Genomic DNA, 20,164 nt, shown 5'->3' with positions numbered 1-20,164 from the left:
CCGTCATCCTGTTCGGCGCGGGCTGTCTGTGGTCCATCGCCGGGGCGCTGTGCCGTCTGATCTGGACGGCCAGCCTCTGGAGGAAGCTGCTGGCGCTGGCCGCCTTCCTGGCCCACAAGCCCCGGAGCGGAGACCCCTCCCAGGGACAGAAATGCCAAAAAACTCCCTTGCATTCCCGCCTCTCTTGTGATAAAATAACAACAAAAGAGTGTGAGTGCTATGCGTTTGAAGGATATGACCACAAAGGAAGCCATCCGCCAGCTTCAGGACATGAAGCAATACTGCACCGCCAAATCCATTCCCGCCCTGGACTACGCCATCAAGGCTCTCAAGGAGAAGGAAGCCGCGGAGGAGGCGACATAAATCAAGGCCCCCGGCTTTAGCCGGGGGCCTTGCATATCCGCACCAGATTTCGTGTGATCCGTCCTGTGAGGCCCCAGATGGCCCGCCCCTGCCAAGGGTAGACGGGGACATTCTCGCTCCCCTTCTGCCACTGGTAGTCCCGCGGGATGCCGATGAGCTCATAGGGAAACTGCTCTGCCGGGGTGGGGATCAGGTCGTAGGTGTACTCGATGGGGTCCGTCTGCAGCAGGTGGGACAGGGGGACAAAAAACACCTCTCCCACCTCGGCGGGGCTGGGGACCATCCGGGCCAGCGCCCCGCTGTCCACCACCCCCAGCACGGGCCACATGAGGAAGTTGGCCCGGTGGGCGATGAAGTCCAGCCGTCCCAGCAGCTTCACCGCCCCGGAGGGGATGGCCAGCTCCTCCCAGGTCTCCCGCAGGGCGCACGCCTCCGGCGTCTCCCCCGGCTCCATCCGCCCGCCGGGAAAGCAGACCTCCCCCGGCTGACGGCGCAGGGTCTTGGCCCGGACCTCATAGAGCAGGCACAGCTCCCCCTCCCGCTCCACCAGGGGGACCAGCACCGCATAGGACTGGCGGGAATCCATCAGGCCGGGGGCACGGCCCCGCAGCAGAACTTCCAGTTGCTCCAGCTCCATAGCGGTCACAACGCCCCCAGATTGGCGAACAGCATCATTAGCGTCAGCCCCAGACTGATGATATACCCGGTCAGATAGACCAGCTCCCGGGGCTTTCTCCAAAACAGCAGGATGAACACCCCCATCATCCCCCCGTGCATGGCGATCATCTGCCACTTGGGGCGGAAGATGACCCCCTCAAGGTCCGGGTCGATGCTGACCATCTGGGGCAGCAGGCCCCAGCCTGTCAGGAGGCACAGTCCCCCCAGGACCAGCAGGATATACACCGTCATGTTCCGGTTCCGCTCCAGGGCGTCCTTCCAGCGTTGGAAGCGTTCCCGCCGCGCCATGGGCTCAGTCTCCCTTCTTCGGGTTGGCCGACCACCGGGGGGCGGTGACCCCCAGCAGGTTCAGACCGTTGGCCAGCACAGACCGGACGCTGTCGGCCAGCTTCAGCCGGGCGGACCGCACCGCCGGCTCCGCCCCCATCAGGCGGCACTCGTCCTCGTTGTAGAAGCGGTGGAAGGCCTCGGCCAGGGCGGTCAGATAGCGGTTGATCCGGCTGGGGTCGTAGTCCCGGGCGGCCAGATACAGCTCCTCGGGGTACTGGGCCAGGGCCTTGAGCAGCGCCAGCTCCTTCTCGTGGGTCAGCAGGGTCATATCCACCTCAGCGGCGGCGGGGACCACCGCCCCCTCGTCCTCCGCCATACGGGTGATCAGCGAGCAGATGCGCCCATGAGCGTACTGGACCAGGTAGACCGGGTTCTCGCTGTCCTGGCGGACAGCCAGATCCAGGTCGAAGTCCAGGGGGCTGGAGGGGGTCCGGTTGTTGAAGTAGTACCGGGCTGCGTCCACGCTGATTTCGTCCAGCAGGTCGTGGAGGGCGATGGCCTTGCCCGTCCGCTTGGACATGCGCACCGGCTTGCCGTCCTGAAGCAGGTTGACCAGCTGCATCAGCACGATGACCAGCCGGTGGGAGCCGTCCAGGCCCAGCCCGTCCAGGGCGGCCTGGAGCCGGGCCACATGGCCGTGGTGGTCAGCCCCCCAGATATTGATGGCCAGATCGAATTTCCGCTCCTCCAGCTTGTTGCGGTGGTAAGCGATGTCGGCGGCGAAGTAGGTGTAAAAGCCGTTGGCCCGGCGGAGGACGTCGTCCTTCAAATCCAGCTTGTCCACCTGCTCCTGGGTCTTACCCTCGGCCAGATACTTTTTCTTGAGCAGCTCGGTGGTGTTCAGCCACAGGGCCCCGTCCTTCTCATAGGTCCAGCCCTTATCCGTCAGCAGCTGAACGGTACCGGCTACTGCGCCGCTGTTGTGGAGGGAGGACTCCAGGAACCACTGGTCGTACTCGATGCCGTACTTGTTCAGGTCCTCCTTCATCTTGGGGATGTTCCGTTCCAGGCCAAACTGAGCCATTGCGAACAGCGCGTCCTCCTCCGGCTCATTTTTATAGTCGGAGCCGCTCGCCTCATAGAAGGCCTGGGCCAGCTCCTTAATGTCCTCCCCCTGGTAGCCATCCTCGGGGAAGGGGACCGCGTCCTCTCCCAGCACGATCTGCATGTACCGGGCGTAGATGGACCGGGCGAACTTGTCGATCTGGTTGCCCGCGTCGTTGACGTAGAACTCCCGCCACACGTTCCAGCCGTTCCGGGCCAGGACGTTGGCCAAGGTGTCCCCCAGCACGCCGCCGCGGGCGTTGCCCATATGCATGGGGCCGGTGGGGTTGGCGGAGACGAACTCCACCATCACCCTTTTGCCCGCGCCCCTGTCGCCGGAGCCGTAGTCAGGGCCCTCCTCCTCAATGGCGCGCAGCACCTCGCCGTACCACTTAGGGCCCAAGGTGAAGTTGAGAAAGCCGGGACCGGCGATCTCTGCCTTTTGGAAGTAGCTGCCCTCCAGCTCCAGGTGATCCACGATGGCCTGGGCGATGGCCCGGGGAGCCATATGCAGTTCCCTCGCCCCTGCCATGGCAAAGTTGGAGGCATAGTCCCCATGGGACGTATCCCTGGGGATCTCAATGGTGACCGTTACCATCTCCCCCCCGGCGGGCAGAACCCCCGCCGCGAAGGCCTTCTCATAGGCCGCCCAGGTCAGGGCGGCCACCTGGTCCATGGCGGACTGGATCATGTTACTCATCGTTCGCACCTCACATTATTGTTTCAAGCTGCCCAGGCCGCCCTCCGCCTCCTTCACGTTGATGCGGAACACATTGCGGCCGGCTATGGCGTGGTCCACCTCCACCGAGTAGTCCACTTCGATATCGCCCCCCTGGTCGGTCAGCTCGGCCAGCAGATGACGGGTATTCACCCCGATGGTCATTGCGCCATATGGTGTATTGTACATGGAGAGATGCCGGCGGCCCTCCTGGAACACCAGCTGGGAGTTGAACTCCCCCATCCGCATCAGGGTAACCTGCTCTCCATCCACCTGGATGGTGGTGAGGGTGCCCTCCAGCCCGGTGAGCTCGCTCTCCTGGTAGGACAGGGTGTAGCTCCCTCCCTCCCGGACCAGGCGGCCCTCGGTGACCAGCTCGATGACGTCGGGGGGCGCGCCCTCGTATTTCTGCATCCCCTTGATGGAGATGACCACTTCCTTTTCCATGCTGGGGGGACCTCCAATGCCTGTCAGGATCCGGTCCGGCGGGAAATCCGCCGGGTCAGTCTGAGGTATTATACACACTTTGGCCCCCTATGTAAAGCGGCTATTTTATTGTATGTCATTTTCACTGAAAAAACAAGGGATTTTACCTGCTTTCTCCATTTGACAAATTGGAAATGGAGGCTATAATGCTATATGAACGACCTTATGCCCGGAGAGGAGGAGCCCAATGAATTTGGAGCTGAACAAAAAGCAGTTTCGACGGTTGCTGGACCTGGTGTACATCGGAAACTGGATCTTGAACTCCACCCGGGGCGACCAGCGCTTCGCCGACTACGACGAGGTGGAGAGCCTGCTCTTTGGCCGGGCCGCCCTGGAGGGCATGCCCCAGCTGGCCGAGCTGTATCAGGGGGAGATCATCCCCTCCCGAGCCTTTGTGGAGGGGGGCATCCATGAGGCCATTGTGGAGTATGAGAACAACGTGTTCTTCGACATCCTGGCCGAGGACCTGGCCCGCCGGGATATGGACGACGCTCCCATCGACGAAAGCAACTACGCCGAGCTCACCAGCCGCATCGACGCCTACATCGCCGAGTTTGAGGAGCACGGAACGGACAACATTTTGGTGAACATCGAGGACTGAACCAAGGCCGGAGCATTGCTCCGGCCTTGTCCGTTTGACGTTGACAGTTGTGGCTCAGCGTGTTGTGGCTCGAACTGCACGAAGGCCAGCTTGAACTGGCGGGGCGGTTTCATAATCTTCGCAACTGCCTAACCGGGCCAAACCGCCCTTTGGCGTTCCCGTTTCCCCAGCGCAGCACCGTCTTGCATGTTGTCAAGGCGGCGCTCTTTACTTGTTCCGCACCAAAAAGGTCAGCGCAAACCACACCGCCAGATACAGCGTGATGGCCGCGCCGGCGGAGCCGCCCGCATAGTAGGAGGTCATCAGCCCGGCGATCCCGGCCAGGACCGCCCCCAGCAGGGAGAACAGGTGGTACTGGCCCATATTCCGGGCCGCGTTCCGGGCGGCGGCGGCGGGGAGGACCAGCAGGGAGTTGATGACCAGCAGGCCCACCCAGGTCATGGACAGGGTGACCACCACGGCGATGGCGATGGAAAACACCGTCTCCTGCCAGAATACCCGAATTCCCCGGCTGTCGGCCAGGGCGGGGTGAACGGCGGACAGCATCAGCTGGTTGAAGGAGGCCAGCCACAGCCCCACCACCAGCAGCAAAATCAGCGCCAGCACTCCCACCTTGGCGGGCTCCACCGACAGGATATCCCCCACCAGCAGGGCGTTGAACCGGGTGAAGGAGCGTCCGTTCAGGGTGGACAGGAAGATGCCCAGCGCCACGGCGGTGGAAGAAAACACGCCGATCACCGTGTCGCTGGCCAGGGCGGAGCGGCGCTTGACCAGGTTGAATAGCAGGGCGAAGAGGATGGCGAAGATCACTGCCGCCCAGGTGGGCTCGTTGAAGCCGCAGACGGCCCCGATGGCCATACCGGTGAAGGCGGAGTGGCCCAGGGCGTCGGAGAAGAAGGACATGCGGCTGTGGACCACCATGGTGGACAAGAGTCCGAACAGAGGGGTGATGACCAGCACCGCCAGCAGGGCATTCTTCATAAAGAACATAGACCCCGGCTGGGCCCACTCGAAGGGCAGCAGGTCCACCAGTGCATACCAGGCACTCATTGCGCGCCCCCCTTTCCCCCCATCCTCAGATGGAACGTCTCAAAAAATTCCGTGGAGGACAGCACCTCGTCCGGCGGGCCGGACTTCAGCACCCGGCGGTTGAGGAGAATCACCTTGTCGGCAAACTGGCCCAGGGTGGCGAAGTCGTGGGTGGACAGGAAGATGGACAGGTCATACTGGGTGCGCAGCTCATCCAGCATCTCCAGCAGCTGGTGCTCCCCCTCGATGTCCACGCCGGACAGAGGCTCGTCCAGAATCAGGATGTGGGGCACCGGCTCCAGGGCCAGGGCCAGCAGCACCCGTTGGAGCTGTCCCCCCGACAGTCCGCCCATAGGCCGGTCCAGCAGGTCCTCCCCGTGGACCCGGGCCAGGCAGGCGGCCGCCCGGTCCCGGTATTGTTTGGGGATGGGCAGCCACACCGGCCATTTTGCGGTGGCGGCAGTGAAGAAGTCCAGCACCGACACCGGGTCCCCCCGGTCGAAGCTGGGGGCCTGGGGGACGTAGCCCACCAGGGGCCGCAGTCCGCTGGCGGGGCCGTCATCCAGGCGGATGGCGGGCCCCCGGGCCGGGGAAAAGGTGATGGAGCCCTTATAGCTCAGCTGGCCCAGAATGCTGCGGAACAGGGTGGATTTCCCCGCCCCGTTTGGGCCGATGAGGGCCACGATCTCTCCGCAGTGAAGGTGAAAGGACACATCCTCCAGAATGCTGTCCCCCTGGAGCTGGACGTTCAGCCCCTCCAGCTTCAGGCAGCAGGAGTCGGCGCACCCGGCGGCCAGCTTGCCGTGTTTGATTTTTCTCATCCCTTTGGCACCACACTTTCCCCGGCAAAGCCGTTGATCATCGTCACCGCATTCTCATACAGGGCGAAATAGTTGTCCAGCAAATCGTCCTCCCCGCCGCCGGCCTTCATGGGGCCGTCCATGAGCATGGTCAGCTGGGCCACCCGGCACCCCGTCTCCCGGGCGATGGCGGCGGCGGTGGCGTCGGAGCCGTTGACCTCGGTGAAGATCACCGGGATATTGTACTCCTTCACCAGCTCTGTGATCTCCACAATCTCATGGGCGCTGGCCTCGCTGCCCGCCTCCTCCTCGATGGCGGCCAGCAGGGGCACGCCGCAGGCCCGGGCAAAATACTGGAACCCGTCGTGGAAGGTGATCAGGCCGGGGCGCTCCCCCATCCGGGGCCGGAACTCCATCATCAGATTTTGAAGGGACGTCTCACAGGAGAGCAGCACCCCGTCGGCGCGCCGGGCGTTGGCCGTGTACTCCTCCGTGTGATCCGGGTCCGCCGCACGCAGGCCCGCCAGAACATTGCCCGCCATGATCCGGGCGTTGGCCGGGTCCATCCAGTAGTGGGGGTCCCAGTGGCCGTGGTCGTGGCCGTCGTGGCTGCGGTCCTCCTCGTCGTGGTGGTGGGACAGGCTCTCCAGCAGCTCCACCCCCTCCGAGCAGTCGATGACCGCCGCATCGGAGGCGGCCAGGGCGTCCTCCAGAAACTCCTCCAGGTCCGCGCCGTTGATGACGATGATGTTGGCCCGCTCCAACCGCTTCATGTCCGCCATGGACAGGGTGTAGTCATGGAGGCAGCTGGTGCTGCCCGTGTCCAGCCGCTCCACCGCCACGCCCTCCACCCCCTGGGTGATGGAGGAGGCGAAGAGGTAGATTGGGTAGGTGGTGCACACCACGGTGAGCCGGGCCTCTTCCCGCGCCGGGGCGCAGGAGGGCAGGGACAGGAGCAGAACCAAGATACAAAGTAAAATTGGTGTTTTCTTCATCGTTTTGAGCTCTCCAACAGCTCCAGCAGCAGCCGCTCGTTCTCTCCGGCGGCCTGAGTGAGCTGGGCGGACTTCTTCCGCAGGCGGGCCAGAACGGCGTCGTAATCCTTCAGCAGGGCGTCCGCCCGGCGGATGGCCTCCGGACCGTCGAAGGCTTCCACATCCCCGGCGGCGGGCAGATCCAGCTCCTCCAGATAGCTGGCCACCTTGGGGTCGTAGACCAGCCCCATAGCGGGCACCGCCATCCGGGCGGCGAAGATCAGGGTGTGCAGCCGCATGGCCAGACACAGCCGGGCCCGGCCCAGCACCCCCATCAGCTCCCGAGGGGTGGTGGACGCGTCCAGCACATAGGAGGGCTCCTCCATCCGCGCCCGCACCTGGGCGGTGGCCTGCCGGTCCCGCTGGGGCTGCATCAGCAGAAAAAGCACCTCCAGACCGTGCTCCCGGCGCAGGTGGTCGCACAGCCCGGCCAGCTGGGCATAGAACTCCCCCGTGTTGTGCCAGTCCCGGACGGACACCGCCGTGAAGGGGACCCCCTCCGGCAGTCCGGCCCCGGCACACAGCGCCCGGGACCGCTCCTCCCCGGCGGGCTCCAGGTGGAACACCGGGTCGGCGGTGACCTGGGCGGGGCGGGTGATGCCCATCTGCTTCAGCTCCATGGCGGAGGCGTGGTCCCGGAGGGTGACCAGCGCCGCCCGCTCCACCACCTGCTTCACCCGGCGGCGGTTAGCCGGCTTGCGCACCGGGCCGATGCCGTTGGCGTAGAGCATCACCGGCTTGCGCAGCCACTGGGCGCAGCGGATGACCGACAGGTAGTACAGCAGCGACCGGGTGGAGGTGGTGTCCTGAAGCAGGCTCCCCCCGCCGGACAGCAGCACGTCCCCCTGCCGCAGGGCGCGAAACACCCGCAGCACCCGGAAGCGGGGGATGGCATCCAGGCCGTACTGCTTTTTTGTCAGCTCCGGGTCGTTGGACAGCACGGTGACCGACACGTCGTCGCTGGCCGCCCGGATCGCCTGCTGGATGGAATCCAGGATGGCATCGTCACCGGCGTTGCCGAAGCCGTAGTAGCCGCTCATCACCACCTGATACTTCTTCCGCCGCACCCGCTCGTAGGCGGACAGGCAGTCCTCCGCCATGCGGCTGACCGAGTACCGCTCCTGGACCACCTGACGGCCGTAGAGGCCCAGCTCCCTCCGCCGCTCCGGCGGCAGGGCCAGGGCGGCGGCGACCGCGTCAAAGAGCTGGTCCTGGGTGGACACCGGGTCGGTGCGGCAGCAGAAATTGGTATCCACCGCCTTGTCCAGCAGCTCCGGAGTGAACAGGCCGGTGTGGCCCTGGGCCCCGGACAGCACCGCCGGCTTCCCCGCGGCCATGGCCTCCAGCGCCGCCCGGGACACCCCTACAAACAGGTCGCAGGCGGCCACCAGCCGGTTGACATCGGTGCGGGGACCGGTGAGGATCAGGCACTCCCGGCCCGCCTGACGGTTCACCTGCTCCGCCTGGGTGGCCAGCTCCTCATAGACGCCGCCGCCGCCAATGATCAGGATGCGCAATCCCGGCGCCCGCTCGCACAGCCGGGGGGCCAGGGCGATGAGCTGCCGGGCGGTGTGGGAGGCGGCCTGGTCCAGGCGGCTGACATGGCCCACCACCGGGGCGTTCCCCAGGCCCAGCTCCCTCCGGACCTCCTCCCCGGACACCGCCGGGGAAAATTTTTCCGTGTCGATGCCGTTGATGGTCAGGGTGATCTGCCCCTCGGGGAGGCTGTACTGCTCCATCAGATAATCCCGGATGTCCTCCGACACCGCCAGGGTGTGCTCCCCCCAATTGGACAGCAGCTTCAATGCCCCGCTCACCTCGTACACCCCGTGGCAGGAGGTGACAAAGGCAAAGCGCCGCCTGCGCCGCAGCAGTCCGCACAAAAACGCCGGAATGCGGGCGTGGGCGTGGACCACGTCTGGCCGCTCCCGGTCGATGAGTTCCCGCAGCACCCGCCGGGCCCGGTTCATGGCGGTCACGCTGCGCTGGTTGAGGGGGGCCTGAAAGTGGCGGATGCCCGCCGCCTCCACCTCCTCCACGTAGACGCCGCCGTTGGAGACGATGAGGATGTCGTGGCCCTGGTGCTTCAGCTCCTTGGCCAGCTCCACGATATGGGTCTCCGCCCCGCCGATGTCCAGCCCCATGGTGGCCATCAGGATCTTCATGGCTTACCCTCCTTAACTGGCGATAGGGGCGCACGGCGTGCGCCCCTATGACGGTCAGTCAAAAATTTCCGCAACCGTTCCAATAAAATCCGCCCGCTTGGTACAGTAGCTCCGGGAGGAGTTCACTCCCAGGTCATACACCCGGTTCAGGGAGACGCTCCGGCCGGTGACCAGGCCGAAGCCCCGCACCGTGATCAGCAGATCCACCGTGTTCTCCGCCTCCACCAGGCCAGAGGTACCGTCCCCCAGGGTCTCGGCCAGCTTCATGCCGGGGGTGCGCTCCACCTGGATGTCCGTGATCTCGCCCAGCGCCCGTCCACCGCTGGAGTAGTCCTGATCGTACAGGCCATCCCCCACCAGGATGGCGTCGGCCACCCAGCTGTTGACCCCTCTGGCCCGGATCTGGAAGGTGACGGTCTGCTCGGTCACCGCGGTGCCGGTGTGGGCCTGCTGGCCCTTGAAGTACAGCGCGGCGGCCATCACCAGCACGACCAGGATGACCAGCACGTCAATCACGCTGATTGCTCCAAAGAGCCGTCCGTTTCGGTCTATGATCTTCATCCCTGCACCTCCTCGATCGCCACAATCGGGCCGCTGCCCATATAACCCTCGCCCCGGAAGTAGCCGGTACTGCCTACCCGAAGCTCATAGCCGCCGCCTACGGTAATGGCCGCGTCGCTGACGGTACACGGAGCCTCTATCGTGACCAGCACGTCCTCAAAGCCATCCATCTCCGCCCAGACGTAGCGCCGGTTCTGGGTGTCCAGCACCTGAATCCGGGCGGGTTCCGCCTCGGCGGACACCACCTGTCCGATCTCATAGTTCTTGATGTTGTCCGCGATCCGGTCCCCCGCCTGGATGAGGGCGCTGGTGCCCGGAGTCCACCGCTGGAAGCGGACGGTATACCGGACGGTGGAGGTGACAGAGGGGTCCATCGGGACCTGGACCGCCGGCTTCATGGCTCTCCACAGCAGGAACGCGGCCACCGCGACGGCCAGCACCAGGACGATGCCGTCGAAGAGGTTCAGCTTCAGGCGGAATTTTTGTGTATTTTGTTCCATTATTTGGCTCCTTTCAGGATATCCAGGTAGATTTTTTCGGTATTTCGGGCAAAGACCTGTCCGGTAAACCGCTCCTCATAGACCGTCCGGGCGCGGGCGCCCAGGGCCTTCCGCTCCTCCGGACGGTCCATCAGCCGCTCCATAGCCTCCGCCAGGGCGGCGGCGTTCCGGCTGGGGAAGAGCAGGCCGGTCCCTCCGTCCTCCACAACATAGGGGTTGCCGCCGTAGTCGCTGGCGATGGTGGGAAGCCCCAGGCTCATCCCCTCCAGCAGAGCCATTGAGGTGGCCTCGGTGCCGTAGGAGCAGTTGAGCTGCACGTCCAGGATGTTCAGCAGGGCGGGCACGTCGGAGCGGAAGCCCAGCAGCTTCATCCGGTCCTCCGCCCCGGCCTGCCGGACCGCCTGGGCCAGCGTCCCCTCGAAGGGACCGGTCCCCGCCGCCAGAACGGTGAAGTCCTCCCGCCCCCGCTCCTTCAGCCGGAGGACGGCCTCCAGCAGATCCAGGTGGCCCTTGTAGTCCTCCAGCCGGGCCAGGATGCCGAAGACGGTGTGCCCCTCCGGGATGGACAGCTCCCGCTTCAGGGCCGCCTGCTCCTCCTGGCCAGTCCGGGGGACGGGGGCCGCGCCGTTCATCACCACGGTGATCTTTCGGGGGGAGATGCCCCCCTCGATCAGGTTGTCCCGGGTGGCGGGGCTGACGGCTATGATACGGTCGGCGTAGTGCTCGTTGACGAATTTGTTCACCCACCGCCCCGGGGGATATTTCAGCTTGGCGGGAACAGGAAATGCGGAGTGGCGGCTGTACACCGCCGGAAGCCCGCACCGTTTGGCGGCGATCCGCCCGGACAGGCAGCCGTGGGTGTGGACCAGGTCCGGTCTCCGCTCCCCCATCAGCGCCTGGAGACCCTTCACGTCCTCCCGGTGGTAGGAGCGGTCCGCCATGCCCTCCACCTCGATCACCTGGGCCCCCGCCTCCTCCAGAGGCGGCTTGAGCAGGCTCCCTCTGGGCAGGGCCGCCCAGGTCTCAAAGCGGTCCCGGTCGGAATACCGCAGGTAGTTGAGGATCACCCGGCCCGCCCCGCCAATGTTGGTGTCGCTGATCACGTTCAACACTCGGATCAAGCCAGCAGCCTCCCTTCGGGGAGCCGCCGCCGCCGGGTGCACAGCGCCCCCAGGGCCAGGTAGGTCCAGAAGAGGAAGAGCACCCGGTAGTTGTAAAAGGAGTAGTCCGTCATAGCCTGAACCATGAAGCCGAACACCCCGGAGGTAAAGGCGATCTGATGGACCCGGCTGGACCAGTCGTGCTCCTTGCCGATGGCGATGCACATCATGCGGAAGTAGACAAACAGCAGGATGACAAAGACGGCCAGAGCGGCGATGCCCGCGTCGCACACGATCTGCAGAAACAGGTTGTGGGAGTGGGGGGCGGAGATGCCGTTGTAGCTGTAGGCGGGATAGACCATGTTGAAGGCGTCCGGCCCGGGGCCGATGCCGCACAGCCAGTAGTTTTTCAGCATAGCTAGGGTGCCCATCCAGATATACACACGGTAGGAGGTAGACGCATCGGACAGGTTGCCGATGCTGGCAAAGCGGTTGATAACGGTGTCCGGCAGGACGAACCACAGCGCCGTCAGGGCCACCGGGATCAGCAGCATCAGCCGGGGGTTGAGCAGGACCACGAAGGCCGCTCCGGCGAAGAGCAGGCCCAGCCAGGCCCCCCGGGAGAAGGTGAGCAGCATGCACGCGCACATTACCCCGCAGCAGCCGAAGTAAAACACCCGGCTGAACCAGTCCTTGGCGGACAGCAGCTTGGCCCCCCCGATGGGGATCATCAGGATCAGGTACTGCCCCAACATATTGGGGTTGCCCAGGGTGGAGGCCACCCGGAAGCTGATGGAGGAAAACATATCGCTGTCCACCCAGGCGGCGGACTGGTAGCCCCAGCGGAAGAAATACTGCAAAATGCCGTAGACCGACACCGCTGCCGCCGCCGTCACCATAAAGGCGAGCAGGGTGTCCAGCTGACTGCGGTTGGTGACGGCGTTGTACAGCACCACGGTGAAGAGAATGAAGGCCACGCTGAGCAGACCCGGTTCCAGGCTGGTGTCCAGATTGACGGAAAACATCGTGCCCGCCAAATAGACAGCGGCGTAGAGGATCACATAGCGGTTGATGGGAGCCCAGGCCAGCGGCCGGTTTTTGTCCCGCACCAGCCCCAGCAGCAGGGAGCAGTAGCCAACAGCGGCCATGCCCAGCACCGCCATGGTGGGGAAGATGGGGGCCAAGACCACCGGCATCATGCACCAGAACCAGGTTCTGGTAAACACGCTCCCGGCAAAGAGCTTGTCCAGCCGCAGAGCCTCATAGATCCGGCACAGCGCCCACCGGACCCAACTCCACAGCCGGTAGAACACGCTGCTCTCCGACGCGCCCCGGTTCCACCCTCGGGGGTGGAGGAACCACTGGACCACCGTGCTGTTCTCCCACTGCCCGCCGCACCAGGCGCACAGGGCCATCAGCGCCCGCCAAAGCCAGCTTCCATTTAAAATATCCTTTGCTCGTTCCATGGCTTAACCTCGTTTCAGCGTCTTTTTCACAAGAGTGACACACAATCTGGCCTCGTCCACCCGCAGGAGAAGGGCCAGGGCAAAATACAGCGCCACGCCCAGCGCCCCGCAGGTCCCCAGGCAGATCAGCTCCCCCAGCTTGCCCGCCGGGAGGCTGGAAGTGAGCAGCCCCAGCGCCTTCCACACGCACCCCCCCATAAGGGCGGCGGCCAGCAGCATTTTTCCAAGATCCGCCAGGGCGGCCTGGTCCAGAATCTTCTCCCCGCCCCTTTGCAGAGGCAGAAGAAGGAGCAGCGCGTACACCGTGGCCGAGGCTGCCGAGGACAGGGCCAGCCCCGCCACCTGAAAGCGTCCGGTGAGCAGCTGGCACAGCGCCAGGTTCGCCGCGATGGACACCCCTCCGGCAATGAGGGGCACCCTCCCCTGCTGCCGGGCGAAGTAGGCCCGGCTGAGGATGTTCTGCACGGCGTAGCCCACCATGCCCAGGGCCATCCAGCTCAAAGCGGCGGCGGTGATCTCGGTGGAGAAGGCGTCAAACTCTCCCCCGCCGTAAATCAGGGAGATGAGGGGCCGGGCCACCGCCATCAGCCCCGCCGACATGGGCAGCACCAGAAACAGGCACACCCGCAGGGTCTGGCGGACGGTATCCTGAAACTCCCCCTCCCGTCCCCCGGCGGTGAGGCGGGACAGCTTGGGGAAAATCACGTTGGTCACCGACAGGATGAAGGTCCCCGCGATGACCAGATACAGGTTGGAGGCGTACTCCAGAGCGGACATCCCCGCCCCATCGTAGAGCCGGGAACCGAACCGGCCGTTGATGGCCTGGTTGATGGGCTGCACCCAGGTGGACACCATCACCGGCCCCATCAGGAAAAAGACCTTCCTCATGCCCTCCGACCGGAGGTCCAGTCCGGGGCGGAACCGGAAGCCCAGCCGGTACAGGGGCGGGACCTGGATCACCCCCTGGAGCAGCCAGCCCAGCAGGTAGGCCCCGGCCAGGCCGAAGATGCCCAGCCGGGCGTCCAGGGTAAAGAAATAGAGGATGATCACCAGATTGGACACCGCTGACATGAGGGCGGGGGCGGTAAAGTGGTCCTGGGCCTGAAGCACCCCCACCAGGGAAAAGGCCGCCCCGGAGAAGAGCACGGTGGGGAACATCACTCGGGTGAGGGAGACGGCCAGCGCGGTGGTGGCCGGGTCCGAGTAGTCGGCAAAGAGGGCCACCAGGGGCTGGGGGAAGGCCATCCCCGCCAGGGTGAGGCCCCCGGTGAGCAGGGCGATGACGGTAATAAAGCTACCGGCAAAGCGGAAGGCCTCCTTCTTCCCCTTCTGCTCCAGATACTCGCTGAACACCGGGATGAAGCAGGCGGCAATGGCAGAGGCGAACACCGCGTCGAAAAACACCCGGGGGATGCGGCTGGCGGTAAAAAAGGCATTGGCGGCGGCCCCGGTGCTGTAGTGGATGGCCAGCAGCCGGTCCCGGTACAGCCCCAGCACCTTGCCAATGAACGTGACCGCCATCACCAGGCTGACGGTCTTCGCCGCGCTGTTTTTCTCCTCCAGTGCGCCCACCCCCTCAAGAGAGAATCGGTATATTTTACATCATACGGAATCTTTTTGCAACTGGGGATTCCTGAATGTTTTGTGAACATCGGTCCCCGGCCGGACTTCTTCCCTGCTTTTTCCCATTGAATCTCCCCTTCCCCTCTGCTATAATGGGAATCGTACGTTTTGACACATACCAACAAAGGAGCCTACCCATGAGACATACCAACTCCCTTCCCCGCCGCGCGGCGGCCCTTTTCCTGGCCCTTCTTCTGCTGCTCCCCACCGTCTACGCCACCGCGGGCGAGCGAAAATTACAGACCACCACCCAGATCATGGACGGGCTGACCTACCGCAACACGGTCACTGTCAACGGCGCCAGCCGGGTGGAGAGCTTCTCCATGGAGCTGTCCCCCTACAGCCAGGTCCAGCCCATCCTGCGCCAGAGTGCGGGCACCATTTACGGCGCCGCTAGCATCAACAAGGCGGTCTCCAACGCCCAGGCCGAGGGCTGGCACGTTCTGGGCGCCATCAACACCGACTTCTTCTCCATGGCCACCGGCGTCCCCATCGGCCTTGTCATTGAAGACGGCGTGTACAAGTCCAGCAACGACGGGGAGAACGCCATGGCCATTGTCAATGGCAGCATCTCCATCCTCTCCGTCCCCCAGGTGGCCATGTCGCTGTACAACCCCGCCTCCGACATCACTGTGGTCCCCAACAGCTTCAACAAGGCCCGGGCCGCCACCGGCGGCATCTATCTGCTCAACGAGCACTTCTCCACCGTCTCCACCCGCAGCACCGGCAGCGGCTGGTACGTGCGGATGAAGGTGGTCCCGGACCTCTACACCCAACAGGTCCCGGACCTCACCGTCAACTCCGTCCTCACCCTGGAGGTCACGGAGCTGCTCCAGTCGGACCAGCCCATCGCCATCGGTCCGAACGAGTACATCCTCACCTCGGCGGACGCCTCCGGCTGGATCGAGCTCTATGACACCTTCCAGCTGGGCGATCTAGTGACCCTGTCCACCGCCTGCTCCGACCCCATCCTGTCCGCCGCCCAGTGGGCCGGAGGCGTGGGGGACATCATGGTCCAGAACGGCATGATCACCGATTCCGCCAGCTGGGTCTACGCCAAGGACGGCCGGCAGCCCCGCACCGCTATGGGCATCAAGCCCGACGGCGCCGTGGTCCTCTACGCCGTGGACGGCCGGCAGTCCGGCTACTCCATCGGCCTGTCCCAGCTGAATCTGGCGGAGGAGCTGCTCAGTCAGGGCTGCACCACCGTGGTCAACCTGGACGGCGGCGGGTCCACCGCCCTGTCCCTCTGGGTGCCCGGCGCCGCCGGCCCCGGGGTGCTGAACAAGCCCTCTGAGGGCAGCCTCCGGTCCTGCGCTACCTTCCTGCTGCTGGTTACCCCCAATCAGGGCAGCCGCCTCCCCCAGCGCCTGGCCCCCAAGGAAAACGGCCAGGTGGTGCTCACCGGCTCCTCCCTCACCCTGCCCCAGGCGGCGGCGATGGACGAGCTGCTGAACCCCGTCTCCGCCAACCTGGGCGGCCTGACCTACACCTCAATGGACCAGCTGGGCGCCATTGAGGATGGCGTCTACACCGCCGGATGGAGGACGGGCACCGATAACCTCCGCCTCACCGCTGGAACGCTGGAGGGCTTTGGTCAGATCCACGTGGTGGACCAGCTCACCGAATTCAAGATCACCCAATCGGGCAGCTCCGCCGCCCTCACCAGCCTGTCGGTCAAGCCGGGCCAGCAGGTCCAGCTGTCCGCCTCCGGCTCCTACTGGGGCCGCACCGCCCTGCGGAACTTCGCCCCGGTCGCCGTCAGCGTGACGGGGAACGTGGGCACGGTGGATGAAACCGGCCTGTTCACCGCCGGGGAGGACCTGAGCAGCGGCGGCTCCATCACCTTCTCCGCCGGCGGCATGAGCCAGACGGTACAGGTGGCCTCTGTCTATGTCCACAACGACGTCCAGCCCGGCCACTGGGCCTACGACGCGGTGGAATACTGCTACGAACACGGCGTATGCAGCGGTATCAGCTCCACCCTCTTCGGGCCGGACAACTCCATGATCCGGGGCGACTTCATGCTCATGCTGTATAACGCCGCCGGGAAGCCCGCCGTGACCGCCGCCAGCACCTTCACCGACGTGGCGGAGACGGACTACTACTACACCGCCATCTCCTGGGCCCAGTCCAGGGGGCTGGCCTCGGGCACCGGAGAGGGTAGATTCTCTCCCCGGGACCCCATCACCCGGGAGCAGGCCTTCTCCCTGCTGTACCGCTATCTGCCCATCATCGGCAAAGCCTGCCCGGACGGGGAGCTGTCCGTACTGGACCAGTTCGCAGACAAGCAGAACATCTCTGAGTACGCCCAGACTGCGGCGGCCACTCTGGTGTCCCAGGGGCTGGCCTCGGGCAGCGCCGGAAACCTGGACCCCAGAGGCACCCTGACTCGGGCTCAGATGGCCTCTCTCCTCTCCCGCGTGCTGGAACACACCCCCATCCCGGCGCAGCCCACCACCCCCACCAATCCGGACACGCCCACTGACCCCGCCACCCCGGAGCAGCCTGGGAACTACGCCATCGCCCTGGACCAGAGCCAGGTCACCCTGGCCTCGGGCAGCAGCGTCACCCTGAACGCGGTGATCCTGCCTGTGGCGGAGGGCGCCGCCATCACCTGGACCAGCAGCAGTCCGGATACCGCCGTCGTCTCCTCCACCGGCATGGTCACCAACCTGTACGCCGGAAACGGGGACGCCGCGGTCACCATCACCGCCAGCTGGAACGGGGCCTCCGCCTCCTGTTTGGTCACCTGCCAGCAGGCCCAGCACACCGGCACAGTCACCGGCGCGGAGTATGGCCTGAATATCCGCTCCGGCCCGGACACCACCTACAACGCCGTGGGCGGCCTGCGCAACGGCTCCCAGATCGTCATCCTGGGCCAGCAGCCCGGCTGGTACCAGATCCTGTTCCGCAACACCGAGGGCCAGGCCGCCATTGGCTATGTGTCCGCCGACTATATCACCCTGAACCGGTAAAAAAACTGCCGCCCCCAAGGGTAAGTCTTCATAAAGAAGTTAAGGACAAGGTGAGCCACAAACGGTTCGCCTTGTCCTTTTCATACTGTATAACCCACTATGACACTTTCGGGGAAAGTGTCGTGGAAGAGAATGATAAAATATGGCTGACAAATTAAATTACGTCATGGGAGAGTATCCCAAATTCTATGGGATCGTCCAGTTTTAAAAATTCCGCCTCCAGATCCAGGCCCATATAGTCATCTTCCTTCCCGCCCTCATCGCCGGTGAGGTGGAGTGAGAGAAGGATCTGGTAATACCGGGTGATCTCCGGGCTGTCCAGAGGGAGCCATTCCGATATCCATTCCTTTCCGTTGTGGTGCTTATGGCGCAGCCGGCCCTCCTTGATGTGGTAGGCCCGATGCTTTTTATCCCGATAGATATAGCCATAGGACACATCCCCCACGTAGTAATTCCCGGTGAGGAATCGGATATCGGGGAAAGAGTCTACCTCGGACATGAGGTCATCACTGTTGGGGTCCAGATAGTTCCGCCAGATAATCTCCTCAGCCAGGGATATCATCTCATCCCAGCGGGAAGCCAGGGACTGATACTCCTCCCGGGTAATACCGTCGTCCAGATCAATGCGCGGCTTCATCTTGTCTTCCCAGGTGATGTATGTATTTTCAGGATTCTCTTTCTCAAAGATAATTTGGCGGGGACGAACGCCGGTTTTCTGACGCCGCCTATGCTTAAAAAAATCCATATGGAATAACCTCCCTTTGCCGTCTGAACAATTATAAAACAATACCCGCTGAAAAACAAGCGTTTTTCAGCGGGTATTAGCTTCCTTACGGGAGCTGCCCCAAGTGGGGCGGCAGTTTTTTACTCCAGGTCCTCGATCCGCATCTTTTTCAGGTCCTCCAGGGTGTCTCTGCGGCCCTTGTAATGCAGCCAGATGCCGCCGAAAACCACCGTGGGGATGTTCATGACCAGAAAGAGTACCCCTGCGGTAATCAGTCCTTCGGGGTGGAACTCTGTTTTCTCCCGTTCTCCCCCAGGCACGCCCTCCTGGGCTGGGGACTCAACATAGTCCTCCTCCTGGGCCGGAACCTGAACCGCCCCGCCGCTTACCATAGTATTGCCTCCAACGGTTAAGGTGCTGAACGCGGCCATACTGAACGCCATCACCAGCGACAGCGCCAGGGAGATGCCCGGCAGGATGAGTCCCAGCCACTTCCCCTTTCTGCACAGCCACACCTGGAGGGCCACCAGCAGAGCGATGGGGAGCATAAACATGAACAGCACAACTGGTATCATTACCAATCCCATTCCAAACATCATATCCATTACAATTCCTCCTTTTCCTTGCGCGTCTTCTTATACTCGGTGATCAGGACCTTGGCGGTATCCAGGTCCAGCTTTTCGTTCATCGCCAGCCGCTTGATGGTGGCGATGTAGGGGTCGGCGGCGGTGTTCTCCGTCAGCTTGATTTTCTGGATGAGCCGGTCCAGCCGCAGACGCACGGTGGGGTAGGTCACGCCGTACTGCCCGGCCACCTCCTTCAGCGACCCGGACGCCAGGATGAACTTTCTGATGAAAGCCACCTCCTCCTCCTCCAGCCCGGCCATCCACTCGGGCAGAAGTTCAATTGCCATATGCGGTCCTCCCTTCTGTGATTCTTAGTATATACTTTAATTTTTCCTCCCTTCTGTGATTCTTAGTATATACTTTAATTTTAATAAAGTCAATCTTTAATTTTATTTTTCATAAAGTTTATTAAAAATAAAACCCCGCCTCCTGGCGGGGGGTACTTATGTCTTCTTCCGTAAAAAGGAAAATTTTGTCTCCGAGCACAGCACGCCCACAAAGATCAATCCAAACCCGGTGATCAGGCGGAGGGTGAGGGGGTCGCCGTAGAAGATGACGGCCAGGATCACGCCGAACACCGCCTCCAGCGACAGGATGACTGCCGCTGGAGCCGGCTCCGACCAGACCAGCCCCACGTTCATCAGCGCCAGACAGATGGGGGTCGCCATGACGCACAGGTACAGTATGGGGCCCAGCACCTCGGGCCGGGCCAGGCTCGTGAAGTCAAAGGTCTCGGTGGTCAGGGCCAGCACCCAGGCGCACAGGGCCACTGCGGCCAGCTGGACCACCGTGAACAGTATCACGTCCTTCCCCCGGCCCAGCCGGGCCACGGCGATGATATTAGCGGCGCAGAACACTGCCCCCACCAGGGTAAAGCCGTCCCCTGCGGAGATGGTCAGCTCCTCGGTGAGGGAGACGAAGCCCACTCCCGCCAGACACAGCAGGGCGGCGGCCACGTTGTACCGGTCGGGCCGCTCCCGGAACAGCGCCCAGGCCAGAAACGGCACAATCACACAGTATACCGCCGACAGAAAGGCGTTGTTGGAGGGGGTGGTGGTCTCCAGGCCCACCGTCTGGGCCCAGTAGACGCCAAAGAGCAGCAGGCCGGCAAAGCCGCCCCGCCACAGGTAATCCAGGGAAACGTTCTTCCAGTGCCGCCAGCTGAACAGGGCCAGCAGGATGGCGCCCACCGTAAACCGGATGGCGATCAGATAGCCGGTGGGCACGCTGTCCAGCGCCCCTTTCATCAGCATGAAGGAGGCCCCCCAGAAAAAGGCCGCCGCAAACAGCATGGGCTTGGCCAGCAGCTTCATGGTCTTATCGGGCACAGGATCGGCC

At 63.8% G+C, this 20,164-nt stretch carries 20 protein-coding genes; 3 read left to right on the top strand and 17 right to left on the bottom strand.

Going from position 1 to position 20,164, the window contains the following annotated elements; all coding sequences use genetic code 11:
• Nucleotides 1-219: 219 nt before the first annotated feature.
• On the top strand, nucleotides 220-363 hold the full coding sequence (locus VV088_RS19955; RefSeq protein ID WP_334602411.1) for a hypothetical protein: 144 nt from the start codon (nucleotides 220-222) through the stop codon (nucleotides 361-363).
• Nucleotides 364-379: 16 nt separating this feature from the next.
• Here the strand turns inward: VV088_RS19955 and VV088_RS19950 are convergent, their stop codons facing one another.
• From VV088_RS19950 to VV088_RS19935, 4 genes are read right to left on the bottom strand one after another with little or no spacing between them, the layout of a single operon-like run.
• Nucleotides 380-1,000 (bottom strand): NUDIX hydrolase, encoded by a 621-nt coding sequence (locus VV088_RS19950; protein WP_334602410.1) that lies wholly within the window; start codon nucleotides 998-1,000, stop codon nucleotides 380-382.
• A 5-nt stretch (nucleotides 1,001-1,005) separates the two neighbouring features.
• Nucleotides 1,006-1,329, bottom strand: a complete 324-nt coding sequence (locus VV088_RS19945) for a hypothetical protein (RefSeq protein ID WP_334602409.1) — start codon at nucleotides 1,327-1,329, stop codon at nucleotides 1,006-1,008.
• A gap of 4 nt (nucleotides 1,330-1,333) precedes the next feature.
• Nucleotides 1,334-3,115, bottom strand: a complete 1,782-nt coding sequence (gene argS / locus VV088_RS19940; protein ID WP_334602408.1) for an arginine--tRNA ligase — start codon at nucleotides 3,113-3,115, stop codon at nucleotides 1,334-1,336.
• 15 nt (nucleotides 3,116-3,130) lie between these two features.
• Nucleotides 3,131-3,580 carry a DUF1934 domain-containing protein gene (locus VV088_RS19935; protein ID WP_334602407.1) on the bottom strand — a complete coding sequence of 150 codons (450 nt, stop codon included), beginning with the start codon at nucleotides 3,578-3,580 and terminating at the stop codon, nucleotides 3,131-3,133.
• A 226-nt stretch (nucleotides 3,581-3,806) separates the two neighbouring features.
• Here VV088_RS19935 and VV088_RS19930 point away from each other — a divergent pair, with 226 nt between their 5' ends.
• Nucleotides 3,807-4,220: a hypothetical protein gene (locus VV088_RS19930; protein ID WP_334602406.1), complete on the top strand. Its 414-nt coding sequence runs from the start codon at nucleotides 3,807-3,809 to the stop codon at nucleotides 4,218-4,220.
• A gap of 207 nt (nucleotides 4,221-4,427) precedes the next feature.
• Here the strand turns inward: VV088_RS19930 and VV088_RS19925 are convergent, their stop codons facing one another.
• The 9 genes from VV088_RS19925 to murJ are packed head-to-tail and all read right to left on the bottom strand — an operon-like array spanning nucleotide 4,428 to nucleotide 14,447.
• Entirely contained in the window at nucleotides 4,428-5,270 is an 843-nt protein-coding gene (locus tag VV088_RS19925; RefSeq protein ID WP_334602405.1) for a metal ABC transporter permease, read from the bottom strand.
• Nucleotides 5,267-6,070: a metal ABC transporter ATP-binding protein gene (locus VV088_RS19920; protein ID WP_334602404.1), complete on the bottom strand. Its 804-nt coding sequence runs from the start codon at nucleotides 6,068-6,070 to the stop codon at nucleotides 5,267-5,269. The genes VV088_RS19925 and VV088_RS19920 overlap by 4 nt, the downstream gene beginning before the upstream one ends.
• Nucleotides 6,067-7,044: a metal ABC transporter substrate-binding protein gene (locus VV088_RS19915; protein ID WP_334602403.1), complete on the bottom strand. Its 978-nt coding sequence runs from the start codon at nucleotides 7,042-7,044 to the stop codon at nucleotides 6,067-6,069. The genes VV088_RS19920 and VV088_RS19915 overlap by 4 nt, the downstream gene beginning before the upstream one ends.
• Nucleotides 7,041-9,248 (bottom strand): polysaccharide pyruvyl transferase CsaB, encoded by a 2,208-nt coding sequence (csaB, locus tag VV088_RS19910; protein ID WP_334602402.1) that lies wholly within the window; start codon nucleotides 9,246-9,248, stop codon nucleotides 7,041-7,043. Before csaB ends, VV088_RS19915 begins: the two co-directional genes overlap by 4 nt.
• Nucleotides 9,249-9,302: 54 nt before the next feature.
• Nucleotides 9,303-9,809 carry a DUF4330 domain-containing protein gene (locus VV088_RS19905; protein WP_334602401.1) on the bottom strand — a complete coding sequence of 169 codons (507 nt, stop codon included), beginning with the start codon at nucleotides 9,807-9,809 and terminating at the stop codon, nucleotides 9,303-9,305.
• On the bottom strand, nucleotides 9,806-10,309 hold the full coding sequence (locus VV088_RS19900; protein ID WP_334602400.1) for a DUF4330 family protein: 504 nt from the start codon (nucleotides 10,307-10,309) through the stop codon (nucleotides 9,806-9,808). Before VV088_RS19900 ends, VV088_RS19905 begins: the two co-directional genes overlap by 4 nt.
• Nucleotides 10,309-11,421, bottom strand: a complete 1,113-nt coding sequence (locus VV088_RS19895; RefSeq protein ID WP_334602865.1) for a glycosyltransferase family 4 protein — start codon at nucleotides 11,419-11,421, stop codon at nucleotides 10,309-10,311. Before VV088_RS19895 ends, VV088_RS19900 begins: the two co-directional genes overlap by 1 nt.
• A gap of 5 nt (nucleotides 11,422-11,426) precedes the next feature.
• Nucleotides 11,427-12,875: an O-antigen ligase family protein gene (locus tag VV088_RS19890; protein WP_334602399.1), complete on the bottom strand. Its 1,449-nt coding sequence runs from the start codon at nucleotides 12,873-12,875 to the stop codon at nucleotides 11,427-11,429.
• Nucleotides 12,876-12,878: 3 nt separating this feature from the next.
• Nucleotides 12,879-14,447 carry a murein biosynthesis integral membrane protein MurJ gene (murJ, locus tag VV088_RS19885; protein WP_334602398.1) on the bottom strand — a complete coding sequence of 523 codons (1,569 nt, stop codon included), beginning with the start codon at nucleotides 14,445-14,447 and terminating at the stop codon, nucleotides 12,879-12,881.
• A gap of 188 nt (nucleotides 14,448-14,635) precedes the next feature.
• On the opposite strand from murJ, the gene VV088_RS19880 reads away from it, so the two are divergent.
• On the top strand, nucleotides 14,636-17,476 hold the full coding sequence (locus tag VV088_RS19880) for an S-layer homology domain-containing protein (protein ID WP_334602397.1): 2,841 nt from the start codon (nucleotides 14,636-14,638) through the stop codon (nucleotides 17,474-17,476).
• A 154-nt stretch (nucleotides 17,477-17,630) separates the two neighbouring features.
• Here VV088_RS19880 and VV088_RS19875 read toward each other — a convergent pair whose 3' ends face one another.
• The 4 genes from VV088_RS19875 to VV088_RS19860 all read right to left on the bottom strand — a co-directional run bounded on the left by VV088_RS19875 (nucleotide 17,631) and on the right by VV088_RS19860 (nucleotide 20,154).
• Nucleotides 17,631-18,221, bottom strand: a complete 591-nt coding sequence (locus tag VV088_RS19875; protein WP_334602396.1) for a hypothetical protein — start codon at nucleotides 18,219-18,221, stop codon at nucleotides 17,631-17,633.
• Between the two features lie 119 nt (nucleotides 18,222-18,340).
• Entirely contained in the window at nucleotides 18,341-18,805 is a 465-nt protein-coding gene (locus tag VV088_RS19870) for a hypothetical protein (protein ID WP_334602395.1), read from the bottom strand.
• Nucleotides 18,805-19,113, bottom strand: a complete 309-nt coding sequence (locus tag VV088_RS19865) for a DUF2089 family protein (protein WP_334602394.1) — start codon at nucleotides 19,111-19,113, stop codon at nucleotides 18,805-18,807. Before VV088_RS19865 ends, VV088_RS19870 begins: the two co-directional genes overlap by 1 nt.
• A gap of 156 nt (nucleotides 19,114-19,269) precedes the next feature.
• Nucleotides 19,270-20,154, bottom strand: a complete 885-nt coding sequence (locus VV088_RS19860; RefSeq protein ID WP_334602393.1) for a DMT family transporter — start codon at nucleotides 20,152-20,154, stop codon at nucleotides 19,270-19,272.
• Between the last annotated feature and the right edge of the window lie 10 nt (nucleotides 20,155-20,164).

This window comes from Lawsonibacter sp. JLR.KK007 (genome assembly GCF_036941135.1).
GTDB lineage: Bacteria > Bacillota > Clostridia > Oscillospirales > Oscillospiraceae > Lawsonibacter.
Note: the sequence above shows the minus strand (reverse complement) of the source record. Positions and strands in the feature narration are given on the sequence as shown.

What these genes read in the sequence shown, in the direction of transcription:
- VV088_RS19900 (WP_334602400.1), bottom strand. Translation starts at nt 10,309, where the DNA reads ATGGAACAAAATACACAAAAATTCCGCCTGAAGCTGAACCTCTTCGAC.
- VV088_RS19925 (WP_334602405.1), bottom strand. Translation starts at nt 5,270, where the DNA reads ATGAGTGCCTGGTATGCACTGGTGGACCTGCTGCCCTTCGAGTGGGCC.
- VV088_RS19870 (WP_334602395.1), bottom strand. Translation starts at nt 18,805, where the DNA reads ATGGATATGATGTTTGGAATGGGATTGGTAATGATACCAGTTGTGCTG.
- VV088_RS19950 (WP_334602410.1), bottom strand. Translation starts at nt 1,000, where the DNA reads ATGGAGCTGGAGCAACTGGAAGTTCTGCTGCGGGGCCGTGCCCCCGGC.
- VV088_RS19920 (WP_334602404.1), bottom strand. Translation starts at nt 6,070, where the DNA reads ATGAGAAAAATCAAACACGGCAAGCTGGCCGCCGGGTGCGCCGACTCC.
- VV088_RS19905 (WP_334602401.1), bottom strand. Translation starts at nt 9,809, where the DNA reads ATGAAGATCATAGACCGAAACGGACGGCTCTTTGGAGCAATCAGCGTG.
- VV088_RS19875 (WP_334602396.1), bottom strand. Translation starts at nt 18,221, where the DNA reads ATGGATTTTTTTAAGCATAGGCGGCGTCAGAAAACCGGCGTTCGTCCC.
- csaB (WP_334602402.1), bottom strand. Translation starts at nt 9,248, where the DNA reads ATGAAGATCCTGATGGCCACCATGGGGCTGGACATCGGCGGGGCGGAG.
- argS (WP_334602408.1), bottom strand. Translation starts at nt 3,115, where the DNA reads ATGAGTAACATGATCCAGTCCGCCATGGACCAGGTGGCCGCCCTGACC.
- VV088_RS19865 (WP_334602394.1), bottom strand. Translation starts at nt 19,113, where the DNA reads ATGGCAATTGAACTTCTGCCCGAGTGGATGGCCGGGCTGGAGGAGGAG.
- VV088_RS19935 (WP_334602407.1), bottom strand. Translation starts at nt 3,580, where the DNA reads ATGGAAAAGGAAGTGGTCATCTCCATCAAGGGGATGCAGAAATACGAG.
- VV088_RS19915 (WP_334602403.1), bottom strand. Translation starts at nt 7,044, where the DNA reads ATGAAGAAAACACCAATTTTACTTTGTATCTTGGTTCTGCTCCTGTCC.
- VV088_RS19955 (WP_334602411.1), top strand. Translation starts at nt 220, where the DNA reads ATGCGTTTGAAGGATATGACCACAAAGGAAGCCATCCGCCAGCTTCAG.
- VV088_RS19930 (WP_334602406.1), top strand. Translation starts at nt 3,807, where the DNA reads ATGAATTTGGAGCTGAACAAAAAGCAGTTTCGACGGTTGCTGGACCTG.
- VV088_RS19880 (WP_334602397.1), top strand. Translation starts at nt 14,636, where the DNA reads ATGAGACATACCAACTCCCTTCCCCGCCGCGCGGCGGCCCTTTTCCTG.
- VV088_RS19890 (WP_334602399.1), bottom strand. Translation starts at nt 12,875, where the DNA reads ATGGAACGAGCAAAGGATATTTTAAATGGAAGCTGGCTTTGGCGGGCG.
- VV088_RS19945 (WP_334602409.1), bottom strand. Translation starts at nt 1,329, where the DNA reads ATGGCGCGGCGGGAACGCTTCCAACGCTGGAAGGACGCCCTGGAGCGG.